The organism is Curtobacterium citri, assembly GCF_030362955.1.
GTDB lineage: Bacteria > Actinomycetota > Actinomycetes > Actinomycetales > Microbacteriaceae > Curtobacterium > Curtobacterium citri.
In genome coordinates this window covers 1-21,925 of sequence record NZ_JAUCML010000002.1, presented here as the reverse complement: position 1 = coordinate 21,925, position 21,925 = coordinate 1, and the positions used below count along the sequence as shown (strand labels likewise).

Annotated in this window: 21 protein-coding genes and 1 tRNA gene; 10 read left to right on the top strand and 12 right to left on the bottom strand. The window is 72.4% G+C overall.

Annotation, left to right across the window (positions count from 1 at the left end; all coding sequences use genetic code 11):
- Positions 1-20 precede the first annotated feature (20 nt).
- The 4 genes from QUG92_RS02585 to QUG92_RS02570 all read left to right on the top strand — a co-directional run bounded on the left by QUG92_RS02585 (position 21) and on the right by QUG92_RS02570 (position 2,404).
- Positions 21-854 carry an endonuclease/exonuclease/phosphatase family protein gene (locus QUG92_RS02585; protein ID WP_182047490.1) on the top strand — a complete coding sequence of 278 codons (834 nt, stop codon included), beginning with the start codon at positions 21-23 and terminating at the stop codon, positions 852-854.
- Positions 851-1,438 (top strand): DUF2238 domain-containing protein, encoded by a 588-nt coding sequence (locus tag QUG92_RS02580; protein ID WP_289457573.1) that lies wholly within the window; start codon positions 851-853, stop codon positions 1,436-1,438. Before QUG92_RS02585 ends, QUG92_RS02580 begins: the two co-directional genes overlap by 4 nt.
- 130 nt (positions 1,439-1,568) lie before the next feature.
- Positions 1,569-1,642, top strand: a tRNA-Pro gene (locus QUG92_RS02575).
- Between the two features lie 162 nt (positions 1,643-1,804).
- Positions 1,805-2,404, top strand: a complete 600-nt coding sequence (locus tag QUG92_RS02570) for a hypothetical protein (protein ID WP_182047492.1) — start codon at positions 1,805-1,807, stop codon at positions 2,402-2,404.
- A gap of 242 nt (positions 2,405-2,646) precedes the next feature.
- On the opposite strand, the gene QUG92_RS02565 is transcribed toward QUG92_RS02570, so the two are convergent.
- From QUG92_RS02565 to QUG92_RS02550, 4 genes are all read right to left on the bottom strand, one after another.
- Positions 2,647-3,072, bottom strand: coding sequence for a hypothetical protein (locus tag QUG92_RS02565; protein WP_182047493.1), 426 nt, complete (start codon positions 3,070-3,072; stop codon positions 2,647-2,649).
- Positions 3,042-3,398, bottom strand: coding sequence for a hypothetical protein (locus QUG92_RS02560; protein WP_289457572.1), 357 nt, complete (start codon positions 3,396-3,398; stop codon positions 3,042-3,044). Before QUG92_RS02560 ends, QUG92_RS02565 begins: the two co-directional genes overlap by 31 nt.
- An 878-nt stretch (positions 3,399-4,276) precedes the next feature.
- Positions 4,277-5,254 carry an SDR family NAD(P)-dependent oxidoreductase gene (locus QUG92_RS02555; protein ID WP_182047495.1) on the bottom strand — a complete coding sequence of 326 codons (978 nt, stop codon included), beginning with the start codon at positions 5,252-5,254 and terminating at the stop codon, positions 4,277-4,279.
- Positions 5,251-6,219, bottom strand: a complete 969-nt coding sequence (locus tag QUG92_RS02550) for an alpha/beta hydrolase family protein (protein WP_289457571.1) — start codon at positions 6,217-6,219, stop codon at positions 5,251-5,253. Before QUG92_RS02550 ends, QUG92_RS02555 begins: the two co-directional genes overlap by 4 nt.
- 178 nt (positions 6,220-6,397) lie before the next feature.
- Between QUG92_RS02550 and QUG92_RS02545 the strand changes: the two genes are divergently transcribed.
- Positions 6,398-6,952: a TetR/AcrR family transcriptional regulator gene (locus QUG92_RS02545; protein ID WP_259346236.1), complete on the top strand. Its 555-nt coding sequence runs from the start codon at positions 6,398-6,400 to the stop codon at positions 6,950-6,952.
- On the opposite strand, the gene QUG92_RS02540 is transcribed toward QUG92_RS02545, so the two are convergent.
- Positions 6,936-7,565 (bottom strand): DUF1345 domain-containing protein, encoded by a 630-nt coding sequence (locus QUG92_RS02540; RefSeq protein WP_182047498.1) that lies wholly within the window; start codon positions 7,563-7,565, stop codon positions 6,936-6,938. The two genes, QUG92_RS02545 and QUG92_RS02540, sit on opposite strands and share 17 nt — an antisense overlap.
- 50 nt (positions 7,566-7,615) lie before the next feature.
- Positions 7,616-8,239 carry a helix-turn-helix transcriptional regulator gene (locus QUG92_RS02535; protein WP_289457570.1) on the bottom strand — a complete coding sequence of 208 codons (624 nt, stop codon included), beginning with the start codon at positions 8,237-8,239 and terminating at the stop codon, positions 7,616-7,618.
- Positions 8,240-8,459: 220 nt separating this feature from the next.
- Here QUG92_RS02535 and QUG92_RS02530 point away from each other — a divergent pair, with 220 nt between their 5' ends.
- From QUG92_RS02530 to QUG92_RS02520, 3 genes are read left to right on the top strand one after another with little or no spacing between them, the layout of a single operon-like run.
- Positions 8,460-9,611: a glutathione-independent formaldehyde dehydrogenase gene (locus QUG92_RS02530; protein ID WP_182047499.1), complete on the top strand. Its 1,152-nt coding sequence runs from the start codon at positions 8,460-8,462 to the stop codon at positions 9,609-9,611.
- A gap of 2 nt (positions 9,612-9,613) precedes the next feature.
- Entirely contained in the window at positions 9,614-10,081 is a 468-nt protein-coding gene (locus tag QUG92_RS02525) for a hypothetical protein (protein WP_182047500.1), read from the top strand.
- A gap of 35 nt (positions 10,082-10,116) precedes the next feature.
- The gene (locus QUG92_RS02520; RefSeq protein WP_289457569.1) at positions 10,117-11,247 is read left to right on the top strand and encodes a zinc-dependent alcohol dehydrogenase; all 1,131 of its coding nucleotides are present in this window, start codon (positions 10,117-10,119) and stop codon (positions 11,245-11,247) included.
- Positions 11,248-11,359: 112 nt separating this feature from the next.
- On the opposite strand, the gene QUG92_RS02515 is transcribed toward QUG92_RS02520, so the two are convergent.
- The 6 genes from QUG92_RS02515 to QUG92_RS02490 form a co-directional block, all read right to left on the bottom strand.
- The gene (locus QUG92_RS02515; RefSeq protein ID WP_289457568.1) at positions 11,360-12,127 is read right to left on the bottom strand and encodes an ABC transporter ATP-binding protein; all 768 of its coding nucleotides are present in this window, start codon (positions 12,125-12,127) and stop codon (positions 11,360-11,362) included.
- Positions 12,127-12,933 (bottom strand): ATP-binding cassette domain-containing protein, encoded by an 807-nt coding sequence (locus QUG92_RS02510; RefSeq protein ID WP_289457567.1) that lies wholly within the window; start codon positions 12,931-12,933, stop codon positions 12,127-12,129. The genes QUG92_RS02515 and QUG92_RS02510 overlap by 1 nt, the downstream gene beginning before the upstream one ends.
- Entirely contained in the window at positions 12,930-13,844 is a 915-nt protein-coding gene (locus QUG92_RS02505) for an ABC transporter permease (protein WP_289457566.1), read from the bottom strand. Before QUG92_RS02505 ends, QUG92_RS02510 begins: the two co-directional genes overlap by 4 nt.
- Positions 13,841-14,803, bottom strand: coding sequence for an ABC transporter permease (locus QUG92_RS02500; protein ID WP_289457565.1), 963 nt, complete (start codon positions 14,801-14,803; stop codon positions 13,841-13,843). Before QUG92_RS02500 ends, QUG92_RS02505 begins: the two co-directional genes overlap by 4 nt.
- 62 nt (positions 14,804-14,865) lie before the next feature.
- Positions 14,866-16,365: an ABC transporter substrate-binding protein gene (locus tag QUG92_RS02495; RefSeq protein ID WP_289457564.1), complete on the bottom strand. Its 1,500-nt coding sequence runs from the start codon at positions 16,363-16,365 to the stop codon at positions 14,866-14,868.
- Between the two features lie 46 nt (positions 16,366-16,411).
- Positions 16,412-17,155: a DUF1684 domain-containing protein gene (locus QUG92_RS02490; RefSeq protein WP_182047507.1), complete on the bottom strand. Its 744-nt coding sequence runs from the start codon at positions 17,153-17,155 to the stop codon at positions 16,412-16,414.
- A gap of 215 nt (positions 17,156-17,370) precedes the next feature.
- Here QUG92_RS02490 and QUG92_RS02485 point away from each other — a divergent pair, with 215 nt between their 5' ends.
- Together QUG92_RS02485 and QUG92_RS02480 are read left to right on the top strand one after the other, a co-directional pair.
- On the top strand, positions 17,371-18,480 hold the full coding sequence (locus QUG92_RS02485; RefSeq protein WP_289457563.1) for a fatty acid desaturase family protein: 1,110 nt from the start codon (positions 17,371-17,373) through the stop codon (positions 18,478-18,480).
- A gap of 341 nt (positions 18,481-18,821) precedes the next feature.
- Positions 18,822-21,656, top strand: coding sequence for an AMP-binding protein (locus QUG92_RS02480; RefSeq protein ID WP_289457562.1), 2,835 nt, complete (start codon positions 18,822-18,824; stop codon positions 21,654-21,656).
- The last annotated feature ends 269 nt before the right edge of the window (positions 21,657-21,925 follow it).

Sequence of the window (21,925 nt, the reverse complement as noted above, 5' to 3'; positions counted from 1 at the left end):
TCGTCTCGTAGACAGGAACCATGCCAGCAGCACCGGACGACGACCGCCCGATCATCGGGGGGGTGGTCGCACCCGAGGTGCACTGCACGACCCTCAACCTCCGGCGTCGCGTGCCGCGCCCCGCCGGTCACCCGGATGCGTGGGAGCGTCGACGCGACGCCGTGGCTGCGCTCGTCACCTCCGAGGAACCCACCGTGCTCGCCGTCCAGGAGGCCCTGCCCACCCAGACCGCCGACCTCACCGCCGCCGTGGGGTCGCGTTGGGAACCCGTGGTCGTCGGCCGCGGAGCACGCGGCGGTGGCGAGGCGGTCGGGCTGTTCCTCGACCGCGAGCGGCTCGACGTGGTCGAGCGGCGGACCTGGGCACTCTCGCGGACGCCCTCCCGGCCCGGCTCGCGGTCGTGGGCGACCGCGTTCCCCCGGCACGCCGTGGGTGCCGTCGTGCACGACCGCGCCACCGGCCGGGACTTCACCGCGATCGCCACGCACCTCGACGTCGCCTCGCCCTGGGCGCGGTCACGCGGCGCCCAGTTGCTCGGAAGGATCGTCCGCGAACGCGGCCTGCCCGCCGTCGTCATGGCCGACTGGAACTGCCCGGCCGGGTCGGCGCCCTGGCGAGCACTGGCGGAGGCGGGTGTCGTCGACAGCTGGGACCGTGCCTCCCGGCAGGTGGGGGAGCCGTACGGGACGTACCCGCACTACGGGCGTCCCCGTGTCGGGGGCCGGCGCATCGACGGCGTGCTCGTGACCACCGACGCGGTGGTGGACCGGGTGGCGGTGTCGGTCCGGCGGCCCGGCGGTGTCTGGCCGTCCGACCATGCCGCGGTCCACGCCGTCGTGCGGTGGGCCTCGTGATCGCGACCCTGGGGACCACGTTCCTGCGCCGGCGGTTCCTGGCCGCAGACGTCGTCCGGCTGCTCACGCTCGTGAGCGTGCCCGTCGCCACCGTCGGGTGGGGTGCGACCTCGTTCGCGGTGATGTCGCTCGCGCTGTTCGGCGTCGTGCTGCCGCGGATGCTCGGACTCCGACCCGTGTTCGACGTGGCGGTGTGCGTGCTCGTGCTCGTCGCCGGGTGGTCGAGCGCACTCGAGTGGTACACCTCGGTGTTCCTCTGGGACAAGTTGATCCACGTCGTGCTGACCGGACTGCTCGCGGCGCTGCTCGCGGTCGTCGCCGCTGACCTGCGCCTGGTGCCGCACGCGCCCGACGCCGGTCGGGTCTCGGTCGCCGTCCTGGTGTTCTGCGCCGGCCTGGCCATCGGCTCGGTGTGGGAGATGGGGGAGTGGCTCGGGCACAATTTCGTCGACTCGCGGATCTACGTCGGGTACGACGACACGATCGGCGACCTGGCGGCGGACGGCCTCGGCGGGCTGCTCGTCGGGTTCGCACTGCCGTGGCTGGCGAAGGACCGCGAGGTCGTGCGGCCGCCACGGCGCTGAGCCGTGGGGCGGCGACGCGCCGTGGCACGAGCACGGTCCCGGGTCCGCTATGCTTGACGGGCTGCTCACGCTCCGGTCGGACGCGGGTGGTGGAGCCCCGGCGACGGGGTTCCGAGCCCCTCGGGGCTCACGGGCTGTGGCGCAGCTTGGTAGCGCACTTGACTGGGGGTCAAGGGGTCGCAGGTTCAAATCCTGTCAGCCCGACCGAAGCGGGTGCTCGAGCACCCCGTGACGAAGCGAGGCCCGCAACCGGACGGTTGCGGGCCTCGCTTCGTTGCTCCGCGATCACGGCCGTCGTGACGTACGCCCACACGGCAGGACGACCTCGTCGCTGGGTGGCACACGAGCTGCTCCTAGGATGGCCGGGTGGTCGCCGGGATCGAGTTCTACGCCTCGCACGACGACGTCGACGCTTTCCTCGACCACGTCGGAGAAGGGCGGACGAGCACCATCTGGCCGTGGCCCGTCGTGCAGTCGGAGCCCGTCAGCCTCACGCGCGAGGAGGCCTGTGCCGAGCGAGCCGTCATGGTCCTGTCCGGAGCGTTCGGTCCGCCGGTCGTCCTGCACCGCGACGACCCTGCGGTGCAGGACGGGTCACTGACGGCGGTGCTGGCGGCGATCACCTTCGAACGAGTGGCCCCGGAGCCCGGCCTGGGGATCGTGGACCCCGATCGCTCCCCGGTGCTCCTCTGGCAACCGGGTCAGGTGCACGATCGGGCGTTGCGGCCGCACAGCATCGGTTCCCAGGCGCGGGCGATGCAGGCCGTCGCGCCGGCCTACGAGCAGTGGGTCCGGCGGGTGACGAGCTGGATCCGACGACACGGGACGAAGGTCTGGGGGCTCGAGCAGCAGGCGGTCCGACCGGACCTCGACATCAGGCTCGGCACGGTGAGCGCCGTCTACGCCCTCCCCGGCGCGCTCCGGCTCCTCGAGGCCGGTGCGACGGGTCTCGACACGTCGGCCTGACCGCCGTCGGGACGGCGGCGGTGTCCTCGCGCCGGATGACCGAGCCGAAGCAGCGAAGCCTCCTCGAACGAGTCGTCGGCAGGCTCCTGCCGTCGATCGCCTGGGTGTGGGCCGCCCCGGGGTCGTGTGGGTCGTGACGGCCGTCGTCGGTCCGTCCGGCTTCCGCACGCTCATGCACGGTGGTCGATCGGTCGCTCCTCGCCGCCGTAGGGGCTCCTACCGGGGTGGGTGAGCGATCGGTGCTAGTCGATCAGCAGGCGGACGCCGGTACTCGTCACGACCGTCTGCGAGAGCAGGTCACCCGAGACCCGCCGCAGCAGCATGCCCCAGACACCGCTCGAGACCTCACGGAGCGGCACATCGTCCGACGTGCCCGCCAGGGCCACGACCCACACGATCACGGAGGCGCTCTCCGCGTCCTGAAGGTGCAGGCGAAGCACCAGATCGGTGTCGATCGACGTGGCACTGAGGATCCGAAGCGGTGTCTCCACCGATGGCGCAGGGCCACCGATCGGGTTGAACGCGCGAGCGCCGGCGAACCCTTCGGCTGGGGCTGAGCTCGGGCGGACGATCGACGGTCCGACGTGTCCCCAGTCTTCCGGGAGGAACGTCGCGAGCTGCCGGACCTGTTCAGGTGTCACAGCGAGTCGTTCACCCAGTCCGGGCACCTCGGGATGGGGCCGCTCGGCGCGGCAGTGCAGTACGCAGTCACGATCCCCAGGTCGTACTCGTCCGGCGAAGCCGAGGACGGCGCACGCTCTTCGAACGCGACGAACTCCTCCGTCGCCTTGCCCTTGGCGACGAACTCAGCTCCGTACAGACGACGGTTGTTCGGCTGGAGGACCCCGGCGGCGTTGATCTGCACGGCGTGTTCGATCGTCTGCTCCTCGGCGTTGTGGTCCTGGAGTGCGTGGAGGTAGCCGAACGCAGAGTTCTCGCTACCTGACCGTCCGATGCGGAGACCGACCTGGTGGTGACCGCCGTCCAGGAACACCGCCAGGCAGCTGTAGGGGTGCTTCGCGCCCGGGTAGTTCGTTGTACCCGCAGGGCACGAGCCCTTCGTCAGGACGTGCCTGGGCGCTGCGGAAGGCGATGCTGCGATCGGGTCGAGCGCCACCCAGTGCCCGTCTGGAGGCGCAGCCGAAGCGGCCCCGGTCGGGTCCGTGGTCGGGGCGGCTGACGGGGCTGTGGTCGCCGCCGCGGCTGACGCAGGAGCAGTCGGTGGGGACATCGGTGTCGGTGTCGGCGTCGCCATGCTGGTGGCGGTCGGTGCAGGTGCTGCAGCGACCGCGCCCGTGGTACCGAGGCCGCAGATCCCGCCGATGACCGCGCAGACTGCCACAGCCGCCCGCACGCTGGTCCGTTTCGTTGATCGCAGGGTCGGATCCGTCTCCCGATTCGAGGATGCGGCGATCTCCTGCAGCGGGACGCCCCCTGATGCGCTTGCAAGCAGGAGCAACGCTACGCGGCTGCGCAGCTGGCACAAGGCCGGGTCCGATCTCGGCGCCGTTCCTGTGAGGAACCGAACGAGCCGCAGGACGGTCCGAGCACACCCCGCACCGCGCGCCGGTCAGCCTGCCACGGCATCCGCCGGACGGGAGGCGCGGGTCGGGCCGGACACGCGCCTCCCGTCCGGCGGGCACGAGACACCGGCGGGACGGCTGCGGTGGCCTCGCGCTCGTGACCGAGACGAAGCAGCGGAGCCTTCTCGAACGACTCGTCGGCAGGCGCGTGCCGTGGCCCAGATCGGAGCGACCGTCGGCGCTGGACGACAGGCGCGGAGCGATGGTCGAACCGTGTAGGTGGACGAGATCACGCGCTGATCGCGCGGCATCGACGCCACCGGCCGGGCTCCGCGCCCCGCCGTCGACCTCAACCCGTCAGCTGCTCGCTGACCGCCCACAGCCGACGGGCGTCGTCGGGGTCGAGCATCGCGGAGGATGCGTCGGCGGGGATGCTGTCGGCGGTGAGCGGCCGTACCTCGTCGTCGATCCGCGCGACGTCGCCGTCCTTGAGGTAGACGCCGCCCAGCCCGTCGAGCAGCGGACTCGCGGCGCCGAGGACCAGGGTGGCCGCGCCCTGCTCGACGGTCTTCTTCCCGTTGTCGGGGTCGACGACCGTCTCGCCGTGCTCGTCGACGAGGCCCTGCTCGCGGTAGGCCGCGATGCGGTCCGGAGCGTGCGGACCCGGACCGATGACCACGCCGGGGTGTGCCGCGAAGGCGCGGATGCCGTCCTCGGCGTGGCGACGGTCGAGCTCGACCGTGAAGAGCACGTTGGCACGCTTCGACTGGGCGTAGGCGGCACCGGCGTCGTACCGGCGGGCGAAGGCGAGGTCGTCCCAGTGGATCTGCCCGATCCGTGCGGCGCCGGACGTCACGGTCAGCACGCGTGCCCCATGCGCTCGCCGGAGCGCTGGGAGGAGCGCCCGGGTGAGCTGGAAGTGCCCGAGGTGCGACGTCGAGAAGGACCGCTCGTTGCCGCGGGCGTCGACGAGCCGCTCGGCGGTGAACAGCAGGGCGGCGTTGTTCACCAGGGCGTGCAGGGGGCGGCCGGACATCACCCACCGGCGGGCGAACGCGTCGATCGAGGTCGGCTCCGTGAGGTCGAGCTGCTGGACCTCGACCCCGTGGATGCCGGCCACCGCGGCAGCGGCCCGCTCGGTGTCGCGTGCCGCCACCACCACCGACGCACCGGCCGCGGCGAGCGAGCGGGTGACCTCGCGTCCGAGGCGCCCGTGCCCTCCGGTCACGATGACGTCGCGTCCGGTGAGGTCGACCCCGCGGAGGACGTCGTCGGCCGTCGAGGATGCGGTGAAGCCGGTGGGGACCGGGTGCTGGTCGTCGATCACGCTGCGGAGCCTTCCGTGAGGTCCCCACCGCGGAGTCCGGAGCGGAGCGGTGTCGTCGGGGCGGAGTCGAGGGAACCCACGGGTTCGGTGGTCGTCGCCGCGAACTCGGCCCACGCGTCCGGTTCGACGTCGAGGGCGGTGCGGAGGAAGGCGGTCGTCGCGCGACGGACGAGGTCGACGCGTTCGGGGCTCTCGTCGGTGGTGGCCGTCGACGCGTAGTCCTGGATGCCGCCGAGACTGTGCTCACCGCCGTGGAGCGTCACGAGGTGCCGTGCGCCGGGGCTCCGGTGGTACACGTCGGTGAACCAGTCGGGTCCGCGCGTCGAGAGCGCCGACTGGTCGTGGTCGCCGGCGACGACGAGGGACGGGGTGGTGAGCCCGGTGAAGTCCGGGTCCATGAAGGCGAAGTGCTCCTGGGCGAACGGTACGAGGTCGCCCCGTGCGACGCCGGTCGTGGCCAGGAGCACACCCGCTCGCACGCGGTCGTCCGTGCGGTCCGCGCCGGGACGTCCCTCGGCGTCGAGGACGCGGGCACCGAGCAGCATCCCGACCGACTGCCCGCCCCACGAGTGCCCGACGACGGCGAGACGGTCGGTGTCGACGCGCTCGCGGAGGCCGGGCAGGGACGCGACGAGCGTGTCCACCTCGTCGATCACGTGCACGAGGTCGTCGACCCGGTGCTGCCAGATGACCGGGTACCGCGGGTCGGCGGGCGTCAGGCCGAGCGTCGACGAGTCGAGGAACGTCGGCTGGACGACGACGAAGCCGTTCGCGCTCCAGTGGTCGACGAGCGGGTCGTAGCTGGTCATGGATCCGCCGAAGCCGTGGGCGAGGACGATCACGGGGCGGTCGGTCCCGGTCGTCGGTGCGGTGACCCGCACCGCGAGGTCGGTGCCGCGGTCGGGCGCGGGGAGCAGGACGGGGCGGATGCTGAGGACGGGGGACGGTGGCGTTGATCGGGACACGGGGGCCTCTCGAACGGAGCGGAAGGGTCGGACCCGCCGAACGATACGGAACGTTGATCCGTTTCGCAAGAGGAAACGGAACATGGTTCCGCCGAGGCGCAGGACATGGCAGGATCGGAGCGTGCCGCCGTCCGTCCCCGCTCCTTCCCCCGTTCCCGAGCCGTCCCGACGCAGAGACGTGCAGCGCAACGGACAGGCCCTCCTCGACGCCGCGGCCGAGGTCTTCGCGCGGTCCGGCGTGGGCGCTCCGGTGCGCGAGGTGGCAGCGGCCGCGGGGGTCGGCGTCGCCACCCTGTACCGGCACTTCCCGACGCGGTCGGACCTCGTCGTGGCCGTCTACCGCCACCAGATCGACGGCCTGGCGGCGTCCGGACCCGCGCTGCTCGCGTCGGAGCCGACGCCGTTCACGGCCGTCCTGCGCTGGGTGCACGAGTTCGTGGACTTCCTCGGGACGAAGCACGGGCTGGCGCGCGTGTGGGACGGCGACGCAGCCGGGTTCACGGCGCTGCACACCCTGTTCGTCGACCGTCTCGTCCCCGTCCTGGCCGACCTGCTCGCGGCCGCACGCGGGTCCGGTGACGTCGTCGCGGAGGTGACCCCCTACCAACTCCTCCGGGCGGTCGGCGACCTGGTGGCGTTCGCGCCGGGCGACCCGGACCACGACGCCCGTCGGATGGTGACCCTCCTCGTCACCGGTCTCCGGCAGGAGCAACCCCTCATCCGCCCTGCGTGAGCCCGGTGATGAGGTTGATCGCGACCGCCACCACGAAGGTGCCGAAGAAGTAGGACAGGAGCGCGTGGCCCATGGCGATGCGGCGCGACGGGGTCGACGACTGCGTGATGCTGCTCGCGCTGTAGGCCATCCCGATCGAGAACGCCGTGAAGGCGAAGTCGCTGTAGGCCGGCTCCTCGTCCTGGTCGAAGTCGAATCGGTGGTGGTCGTCGAGGTAGTACATCCGTGCGTACTTGAACGCGTAGACCGTGTTGACGAGCGCCCAGGCCGCCACGACCCCGACGACCGCGAGGATCGCGGCGACCGACCCGACCAGGTCCTGCTGCTGGCTGCGGACGAGTGCGAACACCACCAGGACCAGGCTGAGGAACGTGGAGGTGATGATCAGCACGTCGACGAGCCTCCTGGACCGGTCCTCGTGCCGCGCGAGCGCCCGGGTCCGGCCGGGGTCAGCGGGCCACGCGCGGCGCCATGCCCAGGTGAGGAACACCGCCGACGCCACCACCCACCCCAGGAGTGGCGCCAGGTCGGGGACGCCCGTGAGCACGGCGACCACCGCCACCGCGAGCCCGACGAGCGCGGCGATCCCGGCCTGCATCGAGAGGTGTGACATGACGGTGCCTCCTGGTGTCCTGACGGCGGTCCCGGTGCGCGGCGCTCGCGCTACCCGACGGGGACGTAGAGGCCGGCGCGCTCGGCGCGGACGGCTGCCAGCGTCCGCGACGTCGCGTCGAGCTTGAAGAGGATGTGCTCGACGTGCGCGGCGACGGTCCGCGGAGCCACCGCGAGCGCTCGGGCGATCTCGAGGTTCGAGCAGCCCTCGACCAGGTGCCCCAGCACCTCGAGTTCGCGCGGCGTCAGGCCGCGCAGCCGCGGGGCGGGCGACAGGACGACCACGCCCCGGGCCGCCGGACCGAGTGCGCCGTCACAGGCGAGCACCGTCACCCGGACGTAGCCGTCGGGCGACTGCCGGCACCCGCGCGGCCAGAGGAACGAGGCGTGGTCCGCCCCGTCGCGGATCGCGTCGTCCGCGGCGGCGACCACCGCGGAGCCGGGGCCGAGGAGTTCGTCGACGCGCAGGCCCGGGAGGGGGACGACGCGGCGTCGGGAGAGCAGGGCGACACCCGCCCGGACGCCGTCGACGAGTGCCGCCGAGGCTCCGAGCCCGCGGAGGAGGCGGTCCTCCGCCGAGGAGGCCCGGGTCGCTTCGACGACCTCGGCGTCGGGACGCTCCTCGGGTGCGATGTCGTCCGGCCCGACGAGCCGGAGCGCTGGTGTCGGTGTCACGGGTGGCGGCCCCCTCGGACGGTCGGTGACGGGTACGGAGCGAGCTGTCCGTTGCGTGCTGGCCTACCACCGGGGCGCTGGCGCGTGCCCGTCGGCCGCGCATTCGCGTGGGCAGGTCTGCCGATGGCGGCTCCGCTCCCGACGACCGGACACTGAGCCGTCGGGTGACCGACCGAGCCGCGTCCACCGCCGGACGGGCCGTACCTGGAAGGAGGACACCATGAGAGCAGTCGTCTACGAGGGGCCACGGAAGGTCGCGGTGCAGGACGTCCCGGATGCGCGGATCGAGCGCCCGACCGACGTGCTGGTGCGCATCACCACGACGAACATCTGCGGATCCGACCTCCACATGTACGAGGGTCGGACCAGCTTCGAGACCGGGCGGTGGTTCGGGCACGAGAACATGGGCGAGGTGATCGAGGTCGGCCCCGGCGTCGACGAGGTCCGGGTCGGCGACCACGTCGTGCTGCCGTTCAACGTGGCGTGCGGGCACTGCAAGAACTGCGAGCGCGGGCTGACGAACTACTGCCTCACCGCGCAGCCCGTCCCGGAGTGGGCCGGCGCCGCGTACGGGTTCGCCGACATGGGTCCGTGGGCCGGCGGTCAGGCCGAGCTGCTGCGGGTCCCGTGGGGTGACTTCAACTGCCTCCGGCTGGGCGAGGACGCCGAGGAGAAGTCGGCCGACTACGTCATGCTGGCCGACATCTTCCCGACCGGGTACCACGCGACCGAGATGGCGGGCGTGCAGCCGGGCGACCAGACCGTGATCTACGGTGCCGGACCCGTCGGTCTGATGGCGGCGCTGTCGGCGACCATCAAGGGCGCGAGCAAGGTGATGGTGGTCGACCGGCACCCGGACCGACTCCGGTTGGCGGAGTCGATCGGCGCGATCGCGATCGACGACTCGAAGGTCGACCCGGTCCAGGCCGTCCTCGAGCAGACGATGGGGCTCGGCGCCGACAACGGGTGCGAGTGCGTCGGCTACCAGGCACACGATCCGGGTGGGGACGAGCAGCCGAACCTGACGCTCAACCGCCTGGTCCAGTCCGTGCGGTTCACCGGGCGCATCGGCACCGTCGGCGTGTTCGTCCCCCAGGACCCCGGCGGGGCGGACGAGCTGGCGAAGCAGGGACAGGTCGCGTTCGACATCGGCCTGCACTGGTTCAAGGGCCAGACGATGGGCACCGGACAGGCACCCGTCAAGAAGTACAACCGTCGGCTCCGAGACCTCGTCGCCGCCGGGAAGGCGTCACCGTCGTTCATCGTGAGCCACGAGCTGCCGCTCGACCAGGCTCCCGACGCCTACGAGCACTTCGACAACCGGGACGACGGCTGGACCAAGATCGTGCTCAAGCCCGGCAAGGCGGCCTGACCGTGGCCGACGGGAAGGCCGCTGCCGCGGTCGGGCTCGGTGTCGCGGGTCTGGCGGCGGGCCTCGTCGCCCGCTCGCTGGTCAGGAAGGGCCGCGCCTCCGACGGGGACGCCCCGCACCCGGAGGGGTGGAAGGCCGTCACCGTGCTCGGCGACGCCGAGGCGTTCCGGAGCGGGGGGTACCCGGAGCCGTTGCGACGGCTCGCCGACTCGCTCGAGGTCCGGATCGAACCCGCACCGGGCGACAAGGGCTTCGAGGTCCACGCCCGGCTCCGAGCCGACGCGGACACAGGCTCGGGAGACGACCCGGGGAAGGCCCTGCGTGCGGCACTCCGTGACGCCAAGCAGGTGTTCGAGACGGGCGAGGTCCTGCGCGGGACGCCGCGGCCGCACGGCGAACGACCGCGCACGCTGCTCGGCGGCGCGGTGGACGCGGCAGAGGACGATGCGAAGGGCGAGGGTGTGCTGTGAAGGCGCTGTGCTGGACCGGAGTGAACGAACTCTCGGTGGAGACCGTGGACGACCCCGGGATCCTCAATGCCCAGGACGTCATCGTCAAGGTGACACTGAGCACGACGTGCGGGTCGGACCTGCACCTGCTCGGCGGGTACGTGCCGACGATGCGTGCCGGTGACGTGCTCGGACACGAGTTCATCGGTGAGGTCGTCGAGGTCGGCTCGGAGGTGCGGAAGCACGCGGTCGGCGACCGTGTCGTGGTCTGCTCGTTCATCAGCTGTGGGAGGTGCTGGTACTGCCGCAACGAGCTCTACTCGCTCTGCGACAACGGCAACCCGAACGCGGGGATCCCGGAGATGCTGTGGGGGCAGGCTCCCGGTGGCTGCTACGGCTACTCCCACGCGCTGGGGGGCTGGGCCGGCAGCCACGCCGAGTACATCCGGGTGCCGTACGCCGACCAGGGAGCGTTCGCCGTCCCCGAGGGGGTCAGCGACGAGCGGGCGCTGTTCGCGTCGGACGCCGCGCCGACCGGGTGGATGGGCGCGGACCTCGGCGGCGTCCGGCGCGGTGACACCGTCGCGGTGTGGGGTGCCGGTGGCGTCGGGCAGATGGCAGCGCGTGCATCGTTGCTGCTGGGTGCCGAGCGGGTCATCGTGATCGACCGCTTCCAGGAGCGGCTCACGCAGGTCGAACAGGTCATCGGGGCGGAGACGATGAACTACGAGACCAGCGAGGTGACCGCCGAGCTCCGGGAGCTCACGGGAGGTCGCGGCCCCGACGTGTGCATCGAAGCGGTCGGGATGGAGGCGCACCGGGACGGACCGGACTTCGCGTACGACCAGCTGAAGCAGCAGCTCCGGCTGCAGACCGACCGACCCACCGCGGTGCGGGAGGCGGTGTTCGCGGCGCGCAAGGGCGGCAGCCTCTTCGTCCTCGGCGTCTTCGGCGGGTTCGTCGACAAGTTCCCGCTCGGGGCCGTGATGAACAAGGGACTCACGCTCCGGTCCGCGCAGCAGCACGGGCAGCGGTACATCCCGATGATCCTCGAACGGATGGCGCGCGACGAGATCGTCACCGAGCACCTGGCGACGCACGTCATGCCGCTCGACGACGGGCCCGACGGCTACGCGATGTTCAAGGAGAAGACCGACGGGTGCGTCCGGGCGGTCTTCCGCCCCTGACGGTCGCCGGCCGCTCCGCACCGGGTCCGCACGGTGCGGAGCGGCCGGACCGGGTCCGCACGGTGCGGAGCGGGCGGACCCGGTCCCTGACGATGCCCCACCGCACCCGGTGTCAGACCGGCAACCGCGGCACCGCGTCCAGCAGTGCCCGCGTGTACGCCGACTCCGGCTCCGCCAGCACCCGCCCGGTCGTTCCCGACTCGACGACCCGGCCGCCGCGCAGCACCACCGTGCTCGCGCACATCCGTGCCACGACCGCCAGGTCGTGTGACACGAGCACGATCGTCATCCCGTGCTCCGCCGCGAGGCGCTCGAACAGCTCGAGCACCGCCACGCGGGTGGTCAGGTCGAGCGCGCTGACCGGCTCGTCGGCGATTAGCACCCGCGGCCCGGACACGACGGCCCGGGCGATCGCGATGCGCTGCCGCTGGCCGCCGGAGAACTCGTGCGGGTAGCGCCGGCCGGCGTCCCCGTCGAGCCCGACGTCGCGGAGCGCGGCCTCGATCCGGTCGGACGCCTCGGCCCCGGACGCCACGGCGAGCGACCGGAGCGGCTCGCCGACGATGCGGTCCACGCGCTGCCGGGGGTCGAGCGACGAGTACGGGTCCTGGAAGACGGGCTGCACGGCGGCACGGAAGCGACGCATGCCGGCCCGGTCGCGCAGGTCGAGCGGTGCGCCGTCGAAGGACACGGACCCGGTGTGCGGCGCGGCCAGCCCGAGCAGGAGCCGGAGGACGGTCGACTTGCCCGCCCCCGACTCACCGACGATGCCGACGTGCCCGCCGGGCGGCACGGCGAACGACACGTCGTCGAGTGCGAGGCCGGTGTTCCGGCCCGGGTACCGGTACGAGACCGCGTCGAGTGCGAGCAACGGGTCCATCAGGCACCCCTCCGTCCGGCGTCGAGCGCGTCCTGCAGCGCCCGGGCGCTCCCGACGAGCCGCTGCGTGTACGGCTGGGCGGGGGACCGGACGACGTCCTGCACGGGGCCCTCCTCGACGGTCCGACCGTGCTCGAGCACGAGGACCCGGTCGACGGTCCGCGCGACGACGGGCAGGTCGTGGCTGATGAAGAGCAGTCCCATGCCACGGTCGGCGACGGCACGGTCGAGCAGGTCGAGCACCTGCGCCTGCACGGTCACGTCGAGGGCCGTGGTCGGCTCGTCGGCGATGAGCACACGGGGCCGGCAGGCGAGCGCCATGGCGATCGCGACCCGCTGCCGCTGCCCGCCGGAGAGCTCCCACGGGTACGACCGGACCACGCGGTCCGGGTCGGGCAGGGCGACGTCGGTGACGGCCTCCCGGACCGCGGCGCGGAGCTCCGCACCGCGGAGTCCACGGTGCCGACGCAGCGGTTCGGCGATCTGGTCGCCGGCGCGCATGAGCGGATCGAGGGCGGTCATAGGCTCCTGGAAGACCGGGGCGACGGCCGTGCCGCGCACGCCGCGCAGCGTGCGCTCGGACGCGCCGACCACCTCGACGTCGCCGACGCGGACGGAGCCGGACGCGGTGAGACCGGCGGGCAGCAGGCCCTGCACCGCCAGGGCGGTCAGCGACTTGCCGCTGCCGGACTCGCCGACGATGCCGAGGCGCTCGCCGTCGCCGACGGCGAAGGTGACGCCGTCCACGAGGACCGCGCCGTCGGCGCTGGTGATGCGCAGGTCGGTGACCTGGACTGCCGGGGTCATGCGGACCTCCCGTCCGTCGCTCCGGTCTCGGTGGCCGCGGCCGCCGGTCCGGCCTGGAGGCGCGACCCGCGTCCCCGGGTCGCGCCGCGTCCGCGACGGGTCGGGTCGGCGACGTCGCGCAGCCCGTCCGCCAGCAGGTTCGCGCCGATCACGAGCACCACCAGGGCGATGCCGGGCGCGAGGACGCCCGCGGGGGCCTCGAACGCGGTCTGCTGCGCGTCCTGCAGCATGCGTCCCCAGGACGCGTTCGGCGGCGGGGCGCCCAGGCCGAGGTACGACAGGCTCGCCTCGGCGAGGACGGCGAGCCCGAACTGCAGCGCGAGGTTCACGGCGAGGGTCGGCCAGGCGTTCGGCAGCACGTGCTGCACGACGATGCCGGCCCAGGACGTGCCGGACGTGCGGGCCGCGGTGACGTAGTCCTGCCGCAGCACGCGACGGGAGAGGATGCGGACGATGCGCGCGACGACGGCGGACATCACGAGTCCGATCGCGACGATCGCGGTGCCGAGCGATGCGCCCCGGGCGGCCACGAGCAGCATCGCGACGAGCAGCGTCGGGAACGCGATGACGATGTCGAGCACGGCGGACAGGGTGTCGTCGAGCCACGGGCGGGCGAAGGCGGCGACCAGGCCGATCGCCGTGCCGAGGAGCCCGCCGAGCAGGACCGCGCCGAGGCCGGTCGCGAGGGCGATCCGCGCGCCCACCAGCAGTTGTGACGCGAGGTCGCGGCCGAGGGTGTCCGTGCCGAGCCAGTGCGCTGCGCCCGGTGGGGTCAGTCGACCGCCGGTCGTGTCGTACAGCGAGTACGGCAGCCAGAACAGGGACACCACGGCGGTGGCGAGGACGATGCCGACGAAGACGGCGCCGACGACGAGCGACACGGAGCGGCGGGCGGGCCGGCGGGCGCTCATCGGTTCCCCGAGACGGTCGCGCGCAGGCGCGGGTCGACGATCCGCTGCACGACGTCGGCGGCGAAGCCGATGACGAGCACCGCGACGGTGGAGACGAGGAGCACGCCCTGGATGCTCGGGTAGTCGTGCTGCTCGATGCCGGTGATGAGCATGCTGCCGAGGCCGGGCAGGGCGAACACGCTCTCGACGACGACGGCGCCGAGGAAGGTCGACGCGAGCTCGATGCCGAGCACGGCGATCACGGGGACGACCGCGGACCGGACGCCGTGCCGGAGGAACGCCGACGCGGTCGACGCCCCGAGGGCCCGGGCCGTGCGGATGTGGTCGGCGCCGAGGACGTCGAGCACGGCGCTCCGGACGTAGCGGGCAATGGACGCGGTCATGACGACCGCGACGGTGATGATCGGCAGGGCGAGGGACTCGAGTGCGTCACCCGGGTACGCCCAGTCGTCGCGGGGGAACCCGCTCGACGGCAGCAGTCCCCACTGCAGCGACACGACCTGCACGAGCAGGATGCCGATCCAGAACACCGGGACGGCGACGCCGAGCTGGGTGATGCCGGACAGCAGCACGCCGTACCAGCGGTCGGCCCGGGCCGCGGCGACGAAGCCCACCACGCTCGCCAGCACGACGGCCACGACGAAGGCGATGAGGGTCAGCGGCACGGTGACGACGAGCCGCTGCGCCAGGTCCGGCAGCACCGGCAGGCCGCTCGTGAACGAGGTGCCGAGGTCGAACCGCAGCATCTGCCCGAGCCACGTGCCGAACTGCTGTGCCAGCGGGAGGTCGGAGCCGACCGCCCGCCGGGCCGCCTCGACCTGGTCCGGGGTGGCGTTGGCGGCGAGCAGCGCGTTCGCCGGGTCGCCCGGCAGGATCCGCAGGAGCGCGAACACCACCACGAGTGCCACGAGCAGGGACACCACGAGGATGCCGAGGCGGCGGAGGACGTAGCGGGTCATGCGGGGGAGCGGGATCCTGTCGGGCTGATCGGTGCTGTCGGTTCTGTTCGGCTGGGCGGGGCTTACCCGACCGTGATGCCGGAGACGGGGAACTGCGAGTTCAGCCCGTTCTTCCAGTATCCCGTGACGTCCTTGTCGGACACGACGATCTGCGGGTACAGGTACAGCCAGTCGCTGGCCGCGTCCCGCACGATCTGCTCGTTCGCCTGCTTCAGGAGCGCGGTCTGCTGGTCCTCCGAGGACGCCTGCTCGGCGTCGCTGATGTCCTTCTGCACGTCGGCGTTGTCGTACCCGAAGTAGAAGTCCGGGTTGCCGTAGAACACGACGTCACGGTCGTTGACGTGCTCCTGCAGCGTCGCCTCGAAGTCGTGCTGCTGGTACACCTTCGTGTACCACTCGTCGGCGCTGATCGAGTTGACCTCCACGGTGACGCCGACCTTCCGGAGCGCGCTCTGCAGGTACTGCGCGACGGCGGGGTGCGGGTCGTACGTCGGGGTGTCGAGCGTGAAGGTGAAGCCGTCCGCCTTGCCGGCCTCGGCGAGGAGCTGCTTGGCCTTCGCCGGGTCGTACGCGTTGACGCTCGTCAGGTCCTCGTACCAGGGGTCGGTCGGCGGGACCATCGAGCCGTTGACCGTGCCGTAGTCGCCCCAGATCGCCTTGAGCAGGGCCTTACGGTCGACGGCGGCCGAGATCGCCTGGCGGAGCTTCACGTCGGTGAAGGGGCCCTCGGCGTCGTTGAAGGCGAGGAGCTCCTTGGTCGTGGACTTCCCCTCGCTGACGGTGTACTTGCTCGTGTCCGCGGTGAAGCGGGACAGGGCGTCCGGCGACTGGATGCTCGTGACGACGTCGACGCTGCCGCTGGCCAAGGCGTTCGACAGGGTCGAGGCGCTCGTGAAGTACTGGAACTCGACGCCGCCGTTCTTCGGCTTCGCACCCCAGTAGCCGGAGAACGGGTCGAGGGTCAGGGAGGACCCGCGCTTCCGGTCGGCGAGCTCGTACGGACCGGTGCCGTCCTCCTCGGTCTTGAGCGACTTCTCGGCCGAGGGGACGATCCACACGTACGACAGGTTGTAGACGAACGAGATCGACCGCTGCGACAGGTGCACCACGACGGTGTCGTCGTCCGGGGTGTCGATCGCCTTGATGACGGCGAGGCTCGACTTGCGCGAGGACTGCGAGTCCTCGGCGGTCACTCGCTCGATGCTGCTCTTCACGTCGGCGCTCGTCATGGTGCCGCCGCCGTGGAAGCGGACGCCCTTGCGGAGCGTGAACGTGTAGGTGAGCCCGTCCTCCGAGGTGTCGTACGACGACGCGAGCAGCGGCGTGACGTCGCCGTCGTCACCGAGGCGGAACAGCCCCTCGTACACGTTGTCCTGGAAGGCCTCGTTGACGCCCTGGCCGCCGCCGTCGACGTTCGACAGGTTCGTCGGCTCGTAGAGCGAGCCCACGACGACGGTCGCGTCGGCGCCCGACGACGACCCGCCGTTCGCGGACGAGCAGCCCGCGAGGGCGAGGGCGAGGGCGACGCCGGTGGCGACGATGGGGAGGGTGCGGGACTTCACGGGACTCCTGGTGGGGAAGCGGGGGGTCGGGGAGGGTGGGACGGGCTCAGCCGCGGTGTGCGACGTACCGCTCGCCGGCGTGCACGGGCACGTGCAGTCGGTTCTGCGCGGGCGGGAGCGGGCAGTTGTACTGGTCGCTGAAGCCGCACGGCGGGACGAATGCGTGGTTGAAGTCGAGGACGACCGCGGACTCCTCGCCGGTCGACGTCCCCTCGGGCCGCTCGACGAACAGGAAGCGTCCGGTGCCGTAGGTGCGCTCGGCGTCGTCGGTGCTGCGGTTCGTCGGGTCGCCGAACACGAGCAGCAGCGTGCCGTCGTCGTCGAACGCGCTGAGGCGGTACTCGCGGCCGTCGATCGTCGCGGTGATGTCACCGGGGACGACGAGGTCGCGCGTGCTGCCGGCGGCGTCGCGGAGGTGCTCGTAGGGGATCGTGCGGCCGGGCTCGGCCGGGGTGAAGCGGGCCTCGATGCGCCACGCGGGGTCGTACGGGAAGACCGGGGTGCCGTCGTAGGAGCGGTTCGCGGGCGACTCGGCGTCCCACAGGCGGTACCCGTGCTCGGGTGCGCCCGTGTCGATGTCCTTCCGGTGCACGGCCGTGGCGGTCACCGAGGCCGGCTGGCCGACGAGGACCTGCTCGAGGTCCGGCTCCGCGCCGTCCGGCAGCCACGTGGTCTGCACCAGCGCCAGGTCGCCCTGCGGTGCGGTGACCCGCTGTCGACGGGCCTCGCGCCAGGCGTGCCAGGAGGCGGGCTCGGGGACGGACGTGGGGGAGGGCTCGACGGTGCTCACGGGTCCGTACAATCGCACATCACCTGTCGGGCATTCCCGCGCGGCGTCATCCGGGGCAACACGCCCGCCCGCGGACGGGCCCGCTCGCGTTCTCCGGACTCGCCGCGGAACGCCAGGCGGTTCCCCAGGTCGCGACCCTACGGTTCTCGGAAGCGCGGATGCGTGAACTCCTCGGACCGGTCGAAGGATCGCTCACCACGGAAGGTCGGTCCCCGATGACCACGACCCCGCTCGCCCCCGGCTTCACCCGCACCCGACCCGGCCCCGGCAGCCGCAACGGCACCTCGACCTACTCGGCGTTGCTGGCGCAGGTGAAGGAACAGGGACTGCTCCGTCGCCGCACCGGGTTCTACTGGTCGGTGTTCGGCAGCCTCGTCGTCGGCCTCGCGCTGGCGTGGGTCGCGTTCGCCTTCCTCGGCGACTCCTGGTTCCAGCTCATCGTCGCCGGAGCGCTCGGCGTGATCTTCACCCAGTTCGCCTTCCTGTCGCACGAGGCCTCCCACCGTCAGGTGTTCGCCTCGCAGAAGTGGAACGACCACGCGGGTCGGTGGCTCGGCACGTTCATGGTGGGCCTGAGCTACTCGTGGTGGATGAACAAGCACACCCGCCACCACGGCAACCCGAACACCGTGGGCAAGGACCCGGACATCAGCCCGGACGGCATCCGGTTCCTGCCCGAGGACGCCGCCGCGGTCCGCGGGCCGATCTTACGGACCTTCATGCGCTTCCAGGGCTGGCTGTTCTTCCCGCTCCTCACCCTCGAGGGCCTCAACCTGCACCGGTACGCGGTCGTCTCGATCGTCACCGGCAACGGGACGAAGGCCGACCGCAAGCACCGCCTGCTCGAGGCCGCGATGCTCGTCGCCCGGTTCGGCATCTACCTGACGGTCGTCTTCTGGTTCCTGCCGTTCGGCATGGCCTGCGCGTTCCTCGGTGTGCAGCTCGCCGTGTTCGGCGTGATGATGGGCGCCTCGTTCGCCCCAAACCACAAGGGCATGCCGACGATCGCGCACGACGCGAAGGTCGACTTCTTCTCCCGCCAGGTCCGCACCTCCCGCAACATCCGCGGGGGCTGGTGGGTGTCGTTCCTGATGGGCGGCCTGAACTACCAGGTCGAGCACCACCTCTTCCCGTCGATGCCGCGGCCCGCGCTCAAGCAGGCCCGACTGCTCGTCCGCGACCACTGCGACACCCTCGACGTGCCCTACACGGAGACGACGCTGTTGCGCTCCTACGGCATCGTCGTCCGCTACCTCAACCGCGTCGGACTCGCCGCCCGCGACCCCTTCGCCTGCCCGATGGTGACGCAGCTCCGCATCCACTGACGCGCGCTGCGTCCGCATCCACTGACGCGCGCTGCGTCCGCATCCACTGACGCGCGCTGCGTCGGAGCCCGCCCTCGCCGGTGGACCGGTCGGCGCAACGCGTCTGTGAACAACGACGAGCACGTCGCACCACGTGATCACGTGGTGCGACGTGCTCGTCGTTGTTCCGAGCCCCCGCGACCCCTCGGTGCGGGAACCCGCGGCACCGCGCACCCCGCCGCCCCGCCCGCCTGCGGGAAGTCGCAGGTCTCCGCGGGTTCCCGCACAGCCCGTCCGCAGGAGCACGGCGCCGGGTTAGCGTCAGCCGACCACAGTCCGCAGCACGGTGAACAGGGGCCCGCATGCTCATCTCGACCGACACCACGGGGGCGGCATCGGCGCCGCACCCCGACGACCGCACCACCCGGGTCGTGAGCGCCGGGAGCACGGCGCGCGACGTGTCGGCACCGGCAGGGGCTGCGAGCAGCACGACCACCGCACCGGACACCGAGACCTCCGTCCTCGACGGCCTCGCCGCCGTCGCCGAGCGCGCACCGGACTCGCTCGCGCTCGTCGACGAGCACGGCGAGACCACGCACGGCGAGCTCGACCGCACCGCCCGCGCGCTCGGCCTGCTGCTCCACGAGCGCCTGACGCCCGACGACCACTCCGGTCGCGGTGTCACCGTCGAGGCGGGTGGCGAGACCGTCCCCGTCGGCACGATGGTCGGGCACGGGGCCGCGTCGGTCGTCGCGCTCCTCGGACTGCTCCACGCCGGTCGGGTCATCGTCGCGCTCGACCCGTTCCTGCCCGAGGCCCGTCTGCAGCACGTGATGGCGCTCGCCGGGATCGTCGACGTCGTCGCGGACGTCGAGCACGCCGACCGCGCGGCCACGCTCGTGCCCGCGCACGGTCGGGTCCTGCCCTTCGAGGACCTGCTCGGCGAGGCCCGCGTGATCGCCGCGACCCCCGGCGACATCGCCGTCGTCCCCGGGGCCCGCGACCGCGGCGGGCGCGACCCGATGGACATCATCTTCACCTCCGGCTCGACCGGTGCGCCGAAGGGCGTCACGATGACGCACCGGCAGATCGTCGTCGACACCGTCGCCCAGCGCGCGTCCTTCCGGTTCGTGCCGGAGGACCGCATCGCGTCGGTCCTGCCGCACGGGTTCGCGGCCGGCTTCACGCTGGTCCTGTCCGCGCTGCTCGCCGGAGCGTCCCTGCACGTCGCCGACCCCCGGAAGACCGGTGTCGACCGCCTCGTCACGTGGGTGCACGACGCCGGCCTGACGACGCTGCACACCACACCGCACCTCGTCCGCTCGATGACCGGTGCCCTTGACCCGTCGGACGACCGACTGCGCGGCCTGCGCCTCGTGGCGACCGTCGGCGAGGCGGTGACCGGCACGGACATCGCCGGCATCCGCCCGCTGCTCGGAGCGGAGACGTCGTTCTGCAACTGGACGGGATCGAGCGAGACCGCCGTGTACGCCGTGCACGAGATCCGCGCGAGCGACCCCGTCCCGGAGCGGAGCGTGCCCTCCGGCCGGATCGTCACCGGCAAGCGCATCGAGGTCCGCCGTCCCGACGGCAGCCTCGCCGACCCGGGCGAGAGCGGCGAGGTCGTCTGCATCTCCGACGCGATGACGAGCGGCTACTGGGGTGCGCCCGAGGTGACGGCGACCCGTGCGGGGACGACCGCCGACGGCACCCCGACGTGGGCGATCGGCGACCTCGGACGCTTCGACGAGCACGGGGTGCTCACGCTGCTCGGTCGCGCCGACGACGCCGTGAAGGTCCGCGGGTACCTCGTGGAGCCCAGCGAGGTCGAGGCGGCGCTCCGGACGGTCGACGCCGTGCTCGAGGCCGTCGTGATCGCCGTCAAGGCACCGCCGGCCCCGACCCGGCTCGTCGCGTACGTGGTGAGCCGACCCGGACGCCGCTCGCCGTCACCGGCAGCGATCCGCAAGGCCCTGCGCGAACTCCTGCCGGACTACATGGTGCCGACGTCGATCGTGCCGCTGCCCGCCCTGCCGCGGAACGAGCGCGGCAAGGTCGACCGGGCAGCGCTGCCCGAGGCCCCGGCGCTCGGCACGACCGTCGGCGAGGACGGCGAGGAGCTCGGCGAGGACACCTACGACCAGTGGCAGCTCGCGGTCGGGCAGATCTGGGCCGAGGTCCTCGGCCTGCCCTCGGTCGGCCCGCTCGAGCTCCCCGCCGTCGGCCTCGACAACGACTTCTCGGCACTCGGCGGCGACTCGCTGTCCGCGGAGGAGATGCTCGCCGCCGTCGCCGACCGGCTCGGTGTCGACGTGCCGTCCTCGGAGCTCCTCGAGCACCCGACGCTCCGCACCTTCACCGCGCGGATCCGCCTCGGCGCCGCGGCGGTCCCGAGCCACCCGGACATCGTGACGCTCACCGCACGCGGTGGCGACGGTGTCGAGCCGCTCTTCTGCGTGGCCGGCGCGGGGGCGCTCGCGCTGACGTACGTCCCGCTCGCCCGGCACCTGGGCGACCGCCCCCTCTTCGCGTTCCAGCAGCACGGGCTCGAGCGCCGCGCACTGCCCGACCGGAGCATCGGCGCGATGGCCCGCCGCTACATCGAGCTCATGCGCGTCGTGCAGCCGCAGGGTCCGTACACGCTCGTCGGTCACTCGTTCGGTGGCCTGGTCGCGCTCGAGATGGCCGCGGTGCTCACCGACGCCGGCCACGAGGTCCGTCGGGTCGTCCTCCTCGACACGTTCCTGCCCGAGCAGGCGTCCGAGCAGGCCGACGTCGTCGAGTTCGGCGAGCTCGACCTCGGGCGCCCGGCCAGGAGAGCGCTCCCCGGCGCGCTGCAACGGGTGGCGTCCGGGACGGCGCTGCTCCGGAGCAAGCTCGACGCCCCGTTCGCGCGCATCGCCCGCCGGGCGCGCGGCCACGGCGCCGGGGTCTTCCGCTGGGAGGGGCAGCGGCACTTCCGCGCCTTCTTCGACCACGCGCTCCTCATCTCGCGCGGCTACGAGCCCCGCCCGTACGACGGCCCCGTCACGCTCGTCATCGCCGACGGCAACGAGTCGGGTCCGGCGCGGTGGGCCCGCTACCTCCGTGGCGAGGTCGACGAGGTCCGCGTGCACGCCGAGCACAGCTCGGTCCTCCGGGAACCGCACGTCGACCAGGTGGCGACGCTGATCACGGCGCAGCTCGCCGCGCACTGAGTCCCCTGACGGACGGGAGGCGCCGCACCGGACCGGTGCGGCGCCTCCCGTCCGTCGTCGCGCGCCTTCCGGTCCGAACGCACCGACGCTGTCCGGTTGCGCACCACAACGACGGGCACGAGGCGCGATCGGGGGACAAGATCGACCCCTGAGGCCTGTTTCCTGGGGAATCGCCGGACGCGGAACGGGGGACGTGACGAACCTCGGTGTCACCCCGTCTCATCCGTGAACAGCAACCGCTGGGAACGTGTCCCGGCGGGCATCGAGAG